11 protein-coding genes and 1 tRNA gene are annotated in these 9517 nt (G+C 68.0%); 1 reads left to right on the top strand and 11 read right to left on the bottom strand.

Annotation, left to right across the window (positions count from 1 at the left end):
- Nucleotides 1-23: 23 nt before the first annotated feature.
- From ACE026_RS00130 to ACE026_RS00115, 4 genes are all read right to left on the bottom strand, one after another.
- Nucleotides 24-1676 (bottom strand): M28 family metallopeptidase, encoded by a 1653-nt coding sequence (locus ACE026_RS00130; RefSeq protein WP_486037001.1) that lies wholly within the window; start codon nucleotides 1674-1676, stop codon nucleotides 24-26.
- A gap of 71 nt (nucleotides 1677-1747) precedes the next feature.
- Nucleotides 1748-2680 (bottom strand): MBL fold metallo-hydrolase, encoded by a 933-nt coding sequence (locus ACE026_RS00125; RefSeq protein ID WP_486036901.1) that lies wholly within the window; start codon nucleotides 2678-2680, stop codon nucleotides 1748-1750.
- 40 nt (nucleotides 2681-2720) lie between these two features.
- The gene (locus ACE026_RS00120; protein ID WP_121044217.1) at nucleotides 2721-3050 is read right to left on the bottom strand and encodes a hypothetical protein; all 330 of its coding nucleotides are present in this window, start codon (nucleotides 3048-3050) and stop codon (nucleotides 2721-2723) included.
- A gap of 81 nt (nucleotides 3051-3131) precedes the next feature.
- Nucleotides 3132-4421 carry a tryptophan--tRNA ligase gene (locus ACE026_RS00115; protein ID WP_486036899.1) on the bottom strand — a complete coding sequence of 430 codons (1290 nt, stop codon included), beginning with the start codon at nucleotides 4419-4421 and terminating at the stop codon, nucleotides 3132-3134.
- Nucleotides 4422-4528: 107 nt separating this feature from the next.
- Between ACE026_RS00115 and ACE026_RS00110 the strand changes: the two genes are divergently transcribed.
- A complete protein-coding gene (locus ACE026_RS00110; RefSeq protein WP_486036897.1) occupies nucleotides 4529-5332 on the top strand; it encodes a hypothetical protein in 804 nt (267 codons plus the stop codon).
- 89 nt (nucleotides 5333-5421) lie between these two features.
- Here ACE026_RS00110 and ACE026_RS00105 read toward each other — a convergent pair whose 3' ends face one another.
- From ACE026_RS00105 to ACE026_RS00075, 7 genes are all read right to left on the bottom strand, one after another.
- Nucleotides 5422-5643, bottom strand: a complete 222-nt coding sequence (locus tag ACE026_RS00105) for a CsbD family protein (RefSeq protein WP_019185523.1) — start codon at nucleotides 5641-5643, stop codon at nucleotides 5422-5424.
- Between the two features lie 201 nt (nucleotides 5644-5844).
- Nucleotides 5845-5982 (bottom strand): entericidin A/B family lipoprotein, encoded by a 138-nt coding sequence (locus ACE026_RS00100; protein WP_123731139.1) that lies wholly within the window; start codon nucleotides 5980-5982, stop codon nucleotides 5845-5847.
- A gap of 191 nt (nucleotides 5983-6173) precedes the next feature.
- Nucleotides 6174-7094 (bottom strand): arginase, encoded by a 921-nt coding sequence (gene rocF, locus ACE026_RS00095; protein ID WP_486036894.1) that lies wholly within the window; start codon nucleotides 7092-7094, stop codon nucleotides 6174-6176.
- Nucleotides 7095-7187: 93 nt separating this feature from the next.
- Nucleotides 7188-7263: transfer RNA gene (locus ACE026_RS00090), tRNA-Thr, on the bottom strand.
- A gap of 41 nt (nucleotides 7264-7304) precedes the next feature.
- Nucleotides 7305-8150, bottom strand: a complete 846-nt coding sequence (locus tag ACE026_RS00085) for an SPOR domain-containing protein (protein ID WP_486036892.1) — start codon at nucleotides 8148-8150, stop codon at nucleotides 7305-7307.
- A 9-nt stretch (nucleotides 8151-8159) separates the two neighbouring features.
- Complete coding sequence (locus ACE026_RS00080; RefSeq protein WP_486036890.1) at nucleotides 8160-8897, bottom strand: type III pantothenate kinase; 738 nt, start codon at nucleotides 8895-8897, stop codon at nucleotides 8160-8162.
- Nucleotides 8894-9517: biotin--[acetyl-CoA-carboxylase] ligase (locus tag ACE026_RS00075; protein WP_486036888.1), on the bottom strand; the 624-nt coding region annotated here is incomplete at its 5' end. The genes ACE026_RS00075 and ACE026_RS00080, both read right to left, overlap by 4 nt.

Raw genomic sequence — 9517 nt, 5'->3', positions numbered from 1 at the left:
CCCCCCCCCCCCCACGGCACGCCTCAACGGCGCGCCGATTCGCTCTTCTCGCGCACGGCGCGGAATTCAGAACCTTCTTCCCACTGCGGCCAGCGACGGCTGTTGGCCAGTTCCGCGCCCAGGTCGTAGACCAGCAGGGTATCGGCGGCATGGCCACTCGGGTCCCAGCTCGGGGTCCAGGCATCGCAGGCCTGGTGGTAGCAGGCGGCGAAGTAGGCATCGCGCAGTTCACGGCCCTTCTCCACGCCACCCTCACGCATGTCCAGCCCCGGGCCGATGGTGATCGCCGGCACGCCGAGGCGGGCGAAGGCGAAATGGTCGGCGCGGTAGAAGAAGCCCGCTTCCAGGTTCGGATCCGGCGAATAGGTGCGGCCACGTGCCTTGGCCACGCGCTCCAGGTCGCCTTCCAGCGACACCCGGCCCTTGCCCCACGAGGCGATATCGCGGGTCGGGCCATCCGGGCTGAACATCTCGATGTTCAACACGGCGGCGGTCTTGTCCAGCGGGGCCAGCGGGTGCGCGGCGTAGTAGCTGGCGCCGAGCAGGCCTTTCTCTTCGGCGGTCAGCGCCACGAAGTACAGCGTGCGCTGCGGCTGCGGGCCGGCGGCGAAGACACGGCCCAGCTCCAGCACGGTGGCCACGCCGGTGGCGTTGTCGATCGCACCGCGACGGATGCGGTCACCCTTGGCATCGGGCTGGCCGATACCGAAGGCATCCCAATGCGCGGAGAAGATCACCGCTTCATCAGCGTGCGCGCCGCCCGGCAGCTTGGCCACCACGTTGCGGGTGATCACCTGCTCGCGCTTGAGCTTGAAGTCCACCGAGAGCTGCGCATCGCCCAGCGCAACTGGCTTGAAGGCCGGGGTCATCGCGCGGCGCTTCTCGGCCTCGAAATCCAGGCCCGCATCGCGGAACAGCTGCTCGGCCAGGCCGCGCTGCATCCAGCCGCGTACCGGCACGTGCTGGGCCAGGGCCTGCTCGCGGGTACGTTCGATATCGAACAGCGGCGAGGTGCCCGAGCTCTTCACCGTGGCCCAGCCATACGCCGCCGGCGCGGTCTCATGGACGATCAGCACGCCCTGTGCACCGCGGCGCGCGGCTTCTTCGAATTTGTACGTCCAGCGGCCGTAGTAGGTCACCGCCTTGCCATCGAACGCGCCCGGCTGGTCGGCCTCGAAATCGGCGTCGTTGATCAGCACCACGGCGATCTTGCCGTGCAGATCGACGTCTTTGTAATCGTTCCAGTGGCGCTCGGGCGCATCGATGCCGTAGCCCACGAACACCAGCGGGGCGTTCTTGATCGCCACCGCATCCTGCGGACGCAGGCTCTGCAGGGTCACGTCCTCACCATTGACCAGGGCGCGCTGCTTGCCCTTCTGGCGCAGCTGCGCACGCACCGGGCCATCAACCTGTGCGCGCACCATCGGCACCGGCTGCACCCAGCCGCCGTCGACGCCGCCGGGCTGCAGGCCGTACGTCTTGAATTCTTCAATCAGGTACTGGACCGTGCGCTCTTCACCCGGCGTGGCCGGCGCGCGGCCTTCGAACGCGTCCGAGGCCAGGATGCGGACATGCCGCGACAGGGCCTGTGGATCGATGCCGCCACCGGGCAGGTCATTGGCGGCGTGGGCCAGGCCGCCCACGAACAGGCAGGACGACAGCAGCAGCATGCGCATCGGATTCACGGCAGACACCAGGACGGAAAACAGGACACCGGAGTGTAACGTGACACCTCCGTGACCGTGCACTAGCGCCGATCGCGATCCAGCCAGCAGGCCAGGCCCTGCGCGTTGAGTTCGATGTCCATCGCCAGCACCCGGGTCACCGCTTCGTCGTCCAACGGGCAGCCGTGGGCTTGTGCGCGTTCCAGGTACAACGCCGTCAGCGCCGCGACCAGGCAGCGATGCCGATCCGGCCGCCCGTCGCATTGACGACCGATCTCGACCATCGCATCGATCTGCTCGACAAGATCCGCCGCCAGTTTCCGCGGCGGTGCCACGCGCCCGTAGTGGGTCAAGTACATGGCCTGTGGATCGTAGGCCAGCATCTTCGCGATCGACTGCTTCAGCGGCTCGGGATCGAACTGCACCGGCGATGATGTCGGCACGATGAAGGCCCCCTGCGCGCTGTCCAGCTCGCGGTAGGACAGCCCGAAGGTATCGCCGGTGAACCAGCTGCGGCTGCGCGCATCCCACACGCACAGGTGATGACGCGCGTGCCCGGGCGTATCCACGCACAGCAGCGGGCGGCCGGCCAGATCCACGGTGTGGCCATCCTCGGCAATCACCACCCGGTCGGCAGCGACCGCCAGGATCGGCCCATAGCTGCGCGCGATCTCCGCTTGGCCATAGACCTCGGTGGCACCGGCGATCAGGCGGGCCGGGTCGATCATGTGTGGCGCGCCGCGCGGATGCACCACCAGAGTGGCGTTGGGCAGCTGCTGCATCAGCAGGCCTGCGCCGCCGGCATGATCCAGGTGCACGTGGGTGAGGATCAGCCACTCCACCTGGTCGGGCGTGCAGCCAGCGCGCGCCAACGCGGCGAGCATCGCCGGCACGGCCAGGCCGGTACCGCAATCGATGAAGGCCGCCCGGCCATTCTCGACGATCAGGTAGGCGGCGTCGAAATCATCGCGCTGGAACGCGGTGTCGATCGTATGAATGCTGGGCTCGGAGTGCATCAACACATCCCTGGCACGAAACGCCTCCATCTTACGTCCATCAGTGCAGCGGCTTCGATGCGGCTTTGGTCGCAGTCGCGCTCAGCAGTGGCCCACGCAGCAGCACCGCGGCCACCATCACCGCCAGGAACGCACCGTAGGCATAGAGCACCGCCAGCACCTGTCGCCAGATCGGCCCGGCATCGTTCTGGACCACGCCGATGTGATGGCCCCACAGCATCGCCAGGATGCTCAGCACGAAGGCCAGCACCAGCGCGGCACCATCGAACAGGCGGCGCGCGGTGCCACGCGGCTGGCGCGGAAACAGCCAGTACAGCGTGCCCAGCAGCACGAACCAGGGCAGGAACAACAACAACGACAACCAGGCCATCGCAGTCTCCCGTGCAGGAACACGCCCCTGCGGCGTGCAGGGGCATCATGCCATAGCCCGGTTATCGGCCCGCGGCAGGTATTACTCGCGCAGCGCCTGCAATGCAGCCAGCACCACGTCCACCTCGGCCTCGAGCTTGAACAGCTCACTCTGCAGGCCGTCGCCATGTTCGGTCTGCTTGAGCACGCCGATCAGCTGGCCGGCGTCACGCGGCGAATCGAAGCCTTCGCTCTGGATCAGCAGCGTGCCGTCACTGGCCTGCAGCTTGAAGTAGAAGCGGCCATCCTGTTCGCGGTACTGCTTGAACAGTGGTGGTGCAGCGCGTGCGGCCCCACTTTCCTCGCTGGGCACGTCACCGGCGGTGGACAGATCGCGCAGGCCGACCGCATGACGCAGCTCCTTGAGCAACGGCACGGCGAACTGCTCGCGCAGCTGCTGGCCACGACGACGCAGCAGCGCCTCGATTTTTTCCGGCTCGGCCATCAGCGCGTCATAGCGCTCGCGCAGCGGGGTGATCTCACTGTCGATGCGCTCGAACAGCTGCTGCTTGGCATCGCCCCAGCTGATGCCCTCGGCGAAGGCCTGCGCGAACGCCGCGGTCTGCTCCGGCGTGGCGAACGCCTGGTACATCTGGAACAGCGCCGAGCCTTCGGTGCTCTTGGGCTCGCCGGGTGCGCGCGAATCGGTCAGGATCGAGAACACCAGCTTCTTCAGCTCCGCGCGCGGGGCGAACAGCGGAATGGTGTTGTGGTAGCTCTTGCTCATCTTGCGGCCGTCCAGGCCCGCCAGCGTGGCGACCTGCTCATCGATCACCACCTCCGGCAGCGGGAAGAACGCCTGGCCGTAGACATGGTTGAAGCGCTGCGCGAAATCGCGCGCCATCTCGATGTGCTGGATCTGGTCGCGGCCGACCGGCACCCGGTTGGCCTTGAAGATCAGGATGTCGGCGGCCATCAGTACCGGGTACATGAACAACCCCGCACTGACCCCGGCGTCGTCATCCAGCTGCTCCTCGCGGTTCTTGTCCACGGCGGCCTTGTAGGCGTGCGCGCGGTTGAGGATGCCCTTGCTGGCGATCACGGTCAGGAACCACATCAGCTCGGTGGTTTCCGGGATGTCGCTCTGCCGGTAGAACCACACCTTGTCCGGATCCAGCCCGCACGCCAGCCAGCTTGCCGCGATCTCCAGCGTGGAGCGCTGGGTGCGCTCGGGCTCCTGCGCCTTGATCAGGCTGTGCAGGTCGGCCAGGAAGAAGAAGCTCTCGATATCCGAGGCCTGGCTGGCGGTGATCGCCGGACGGATGGCGCCGACGTAGTTGCCCAGGTGGGGCGTGCCGGAGGGGGTGATGCCGGTAAGAACGCGGGTAGTCATGGGGAATCGATGCGGACAGATGAACCGCCCCAGTTTACCTGCCCGCGCTCGACCCCGTTGGCCGGGGCCGTGCGTTTGATCCTGCACCTGCCCTGCGGAGCCCTCCCATGAAACACCTGATCCTGCCCGTGCTTGCCGTGTTGGCCCTGTGCGGCTTCAAACCGGCGGTCCCGCTGCGTCATGACACCGGTCCGGTCCACCTGACGGTGATCGACCGCGACAGCGGCCAGGCCCTGACCCAGTACCGCCAGGACGGCCAGCGCTGGATCGCGGGGCAGCAGGGCCACCGTTACAGCGTGCGCCTGCGCAACGGCAGCGCCGAGCGGGTGCTGGTGGTGCTATCGGTGGATGGTCTGAATGCCATCAGCGGCGAGGTGGCCGCACCCCACCAGACCGGCTACGTGCTCAACCCGTGGCAGACCACCGATATCCACGGCTGGCGCAAGTCCGCCGACGAAGTCGCACAGTTCGTGTTCACCGATCCGGACCGCAGCTACGCCGGCCGCACCGGGCGCCCGGCCAACATCGGCGTGATCGGCGTGGCGGTCTTCCAGGAAGCCGGACGCGTGTCGTGGGAAGCCGCGCCCGCTGTGGCTGGCTCGGCCGATGCCAAGCCGCGCCCCCAGGCGCGGTCGTCTTCCATGGAGACCGCCCGCGTGACCGGTTCCACCACCGCGCCCGCACCGCAACTGGGCACCGGCCATGGCCAGCGCGAGCAGTCGCGGGTGCGAAACACCGCGTTCGAGCGCGATACCGCGTCTCCGGCGCAACAGGTGCAGGTGCGCTACGACAGCGAACGCAACCTGGTGGCACGCGGCATCATTGCGCCGGTGAACAAGCCGATGCGTGGCGAGCCACAGGCCTTTCCCGGCCAGTACGTGCCCGATCCACCGCTGTATCGCCGCCGCTGATCGCCAACACACCCCAACAAAAACGGGCCGCTCGCGCGGCCCGTTCCGGTTTCAACCCCGACGGCGGCGCCGTCGTCACGGATCACCGCTCAGTGGTAATCCGGATAATCCTTGCGCATGGCAGCTTCAAAGTCGCGGACTTCGGTTTCAGCACGGTCGCGTGCCCAGCCATAGCGTTCCTGCAGGCGGCCTGCGAGGTACTCGGCGTTGCCTTCGGCCACCTTGAAATCGTCGTCGGTCAGGTCGCCCCACTTGGCCTGCGCCTTGCCCTTGAGCTGCGTCCACTTGCCGGAAATGATGTCTTTGTTCATGGGTTCGCTTCCTCGATTGCAACGGCCATCTCGCCGTGCGATCAGAATGCGCCCGCACTCGTTGGCACCCGGTCAAGCGACGATGAAGCGCACACTCACGAGCTTGAATGGATTCACCACTACACACATTGCGCGGTCATTTTCTGGGCATGAAAAAGGCCGGGAATCCCCGGCCTTTTCCGTTGACGCCTGATCCGTGGATCAGTTGCCCTTGGCAGCGTCTTCGACCGATTCACCGGCCTTCTGCACGTCCTTGCCTGCACCAGCAACGGTGTTGCAGCCGGACAGCATGGCCACCGAGAACATCGACAACAGCATCAGTGCGATAACACGCTTCATAGGGTTCTCCTGGTTGATCAAATTCAATACCGGAATCCGGTCCCGCCTGTCAGATGAGCACGCCAGCGCAACTCCTCTTCCTGACCTGCAGCGCTGTGGGTCGAAACACACGGCGCCGCGTGACGTGCAATCTGGCGGGAGAGGCGTGCAGCGGATGTGAATGCAGGAAAACGCTGTTCAGCCAAACGTTCTCAATCGCGCATCAGCGTCGATTTGCCGAACAGGCTTTCGACCAGATCCACCGCCAGTTCCGCGGTGGCGTTGCGGTTGTCCAGCAGCGGATTCAGCTCCACGATGTCCAGCGACCCCATGCGCCCGGTGTCGGCGATCATCTCCATCACCAGCTGCGCTTCGCGGTAGTTCACCCCGCCCGGCACGGTGGTGCCGACGCCGGGTGCAATGCTGGGGTCCAGGAAATCCACGTCGAAGCTGACGTGCAGGTGCGTGTTGGCATCGATGCCGGCCAGCGCTGCCTCCATCGTGCGCTTCATGCCGGCTTCGTCGATATAGCGCATGTCATAGACATCCACCTGGTGCTGCTTGATCAGGCGCTTCTCTTCCTGGTCCACCGAGCGGATACCGATCTGGTGCACCTGCTGCGGGCGGATCGCCGGCGCATCGCCACCCAGCCGGGTCAATGCGTCCGGGCCGAGCCCGCACAGGCAGGCCACCGGCATGCCGTGCACGTTGCCTGACGGGGTGACCTCGCTGGTGTTGAAATCCGAATGCGCATCCAGCCACAGCACGCGCAGGTCCTTGCCCTGCTCGCGGCACCAGCGCGCGACCGCGGTGATCGAGCCGATGCCCAGGCAGTGGTCGCCGCCCAACATGATCGGCATGCGCCCGGCCTGCAGCTCGGCGTAGGTGGCGTCCATCAGCGCACGGTTCCAGGCCACCACTTCGTCCAGATGGCGGTAGCCGTGCACGGGTGCCGTCCATGGGTTGCGCGGGCCGGCCAGATTGCCCAGGTCGCGCACGTCCACGCCGCGCGCGGCCAGTGCGTCCCCCAGCCCGGCGATGCGCAGGGCGTCCGGTCCCAGACCCGCGCCACGGTGGCCCGCCCCGATATCGGTGGGCACGCCAATCAGGGAAACCGGGGAATACATCGCCATCGCTGTTGCCTCCGTTACAAAGAGGCCCAGCATAGCCAGCGCGGCGTGATACGACTCGCGGCGCTGCAGCAGTCGTCATCGACCGTGCATCAATGGTGCCGGCACCCGGATTCGAACTGGGGACCTACCGCTTACAAGGCGGTTGCTCTACCAACTGAGCTATGCCGGCATGGGCATCGCAGCGGGATGACCCGTCGCGGAGCCGGGATTCTAGCGCAAGCGCGCGCATTCCAGCGAGCGTTGCTGGGCCGCGCCGCTGCGCTGGCGGGCCACGGCGGCGTCGGTACCGTCGGCCAGGGTCGCATCCAGCCACCACTGCGCGCTGCCATCGCCTCCGCTGGCGACCATGGTCGCCTTGAAACCGGCCGCACTCAGGGCCGCCAGGCGGCGATCCGCGCCTTCGCGATTGCGGTACTGGCCCAGAGCGATGGCGTTGGTGTCCTCGCCCTGGGCAATGATGTAGTAGTCGCTCACGCCCGCGGCCACGATCCGCTTGACCGTGGCCTGCGCCGCCTCCCGGCTGGCAGCGGGCGGCAGCAGCACGCGGTAACGGGTGGCGCCGGCATCGGCGACCTCACGCAGCTTGGCGCCCCGCAGGGCAGCCCCGGCGCGCGACTGGGCGGCCTGGGCCGCAGTGCGGTCCGCGAAGGGCCCCAGGCTTACGCACTGTGCGGGTGCGGGCCTCGCGGTGACGGGTGCGGGTACGGCGGGTGGTGCGGGTGCGGCGGCCACCGGAGCGGGCGCAGGCACGCTGGCGGCGGGCCTGGGCGCAGACGTGTCAGCCACGGCGGTCGCGGGCGCGGAGACGGGCACCGGCGGTTGGGCCACTGGCGCGGAGGCGGGCGTGACGTCCTGCAGGGCTGGCTGGAGTGCTGGCGTGGCATCCGGGGAAGCCACCGTGGTCGTCGGCGTCTGCGTGCTCGGCAGCACCTCCAGCGGCGCCACACCGGCCGGCGAGGCCGGCGGTTCGCTGGCCGGTTCGCCACGCAACAGCCACCACAGCGCGACACCGAGGTTGAGAATGACCAGGACGACGATCAGGGCACGGGTAAGCATCGGCTGATCCTAGCCTGCCGATGGCGGTTGATGCACGGCCCAGCGGGCCAGCCCATCAAGCACCAGCGAGGGCTGGAATTCGGCATCGCCGAGCAGCGGCAGCAACGCGGGCGCACCGCCGCCGTGCACCAGCAGATGCGGCAACGCGCCGAGCCGTTCGCCGCCCTGCACACGGCTGCGTTCGATCAGCGCCACTGCCGCCCCATCGCAGCCGGAGGCCAGCGCATCGGCGGTGTCGTTGGCGAACTCGCGGTAGTCACCGCCCGCGGCCGGCAGCTGCACGGCACGCGCGTGCAACGCTTCGCGCATGGTGGTCGGCGAGGCCGAGATGCGCCCGCCGTGGTGCTGGCCCTCGGCGTCGAGCAGATCGATGGTGAGCGCGGTGCCGACGCCGGCGATCAGCACCGCCTGGCCACGTGCAGCCACCGCCAACAGCGCCAGATAACGGTCCACGCCGAAGCGGGCGGGGTCGGCATAGGCGATCCGTACACCGGCGTAGTCGGCTTCGGTACGTGCCACGCGGACCTGGCGGAAGCGCGCCTGCAATACATCCAGCATGGCGGCGGTCAACGAGGGTGCGGCAACGCTGGCAACGTAGGCGGTGGCGCCTGACGGCAGCGCATCCAGTGCCGCGGCCGGCATCGCTTCAGCACCATGCGGCCACGCCTGCACGTCGCCCGCGCGCACGCCCTGCAGCGGCGCGAACTTGAAGCGCGAATTGCCCAGATCAAACAACCAGTCGCTCATTGCGCCCTCACGCTGACTTCGCCCGCATGGAAAACCCGTTCACTGCCGTCGATGCGCACGCGCAGCGCCCCATCGTCGGCCAGACCCAACGCCGTGCCGGCAAACAGCACGCCGCCTTCTTCCACCTGCACCTCGCGCCCGGCCAGGCTGTCCAGCGCGGCATAGCGCGCGAGGAACGGTGCCAGGCCGTCCTGCTCGAACGCATCCAGCGCCGGCAGCAGGCTGGCCAGAATGCGCGCGACCACCGCGTTGCGCGACGTCTGTGCGCCGGACAACGTGTCCAGATCGGTCCAAGGCTGGGTGATCTCCGCCGCGAACGCAGCGGGCATGCGCACGTTGACGCCCAGGCCGATCACCGCACGTGCGGGGCCGGCAAATTCACCGCCGCCTTCGATCAGCAGGCCGCCGAGCTTATGCCCGTCGACGACAAGGTCATTGGGCCACTTCAGGGCGACGCCCCGATAGCCAGCCTCACGCAGTGCTTCGGCCACCGCGACCCCGGCGACCAGGCTCAGCCCGCCCAGCCGCGAGAGACCACCGGCAAACCCGCGCAGCACCGAGAGGTAGATATGCGCCGCCAGCGGCGAGGCCCAGGCCCGCCCGCGGCGGCCGCGGCCGCG

Source organism: Stenotrophomonas sp. AGC87, from assembly GCF_057333975.1.
This window is presented reverse-complemented; position numbering and strand designations above follow the sequence as displayed.

Bases quoted from the DNA above. Each gene is read 5' to 3' on its own strand.
- ACE026_RS00110 (WP_486036897.1), top strand. From the start codon at position 4,529: ATGAAACACCTGATCCTGCCCGTGCTTGCCGTGTTGGCCCTGTGCGGC.
- ACE026_RS00080 (WP_486036890.1), bottom strand. From the start codon at position 8,897: ATGAGCGACTGGTTGTTTGATCTGGGCAATTCGCGCTTCAAGTTCGCG.
- ACE026_RS00115 (WP_486036899.1), bottom strand. From the start codon at position 4,421: ATGACTACCCGCGTTCTTACCGGCATCACCCCCTCCGGCACGCCCCAC.
- ACE026_RS00105 (WP_019185523.1), bottom strand. From the start codon at position 5,643: ATGAACAAAGACATCATTTCCGGCAAGTGGACGCAGCTCAAGGGCAAG.
- rocF (WP_486036894.1), bottom strand. From the start codon at position 7,094: ATGGCGATGTATTCCCCGGTTTCCCTGATTGGCGTGCCCACCGATATC.
- ACE026_RS00130 (WP_486037001.1), bottom strand. From the start codon at position 1,676: ATGCGCATGCTGCTGCTGTCGTCCTGCCTGTTCGTGGGCGGCCTGGCC.
- ACE026_RS00100 (WP_123731139.1), bottom strand. From the start codon at position 5,982: ATGAAGCGTGTTATCGCACTGATGCTGTTGTCGATGTTCTCGGTGGCC.
- ACE026_RS00120 (WP_121044217.1), bottom strand. From the start codon at position 3,050: ATGGCCTGGTTGTCGTTGTTGTTGTTCCTGCCCTGGTTCGTGCTGCTG.
- ACE026_RS00125 (WP_486036901.1), bottom strand. From the start codon at position 2,680: ATGCACTCCGAGCCCAGCATTCATACGATCGACACCGCGTTCCAGCGC.
- ACE026_RS00085 (WP_486036892.1), bottom strand. From the start codon at position 8,150: ATGCTTACCCGTGCCCTGATCGTCGTCCTGGTCATTCTCAACCTCGGT.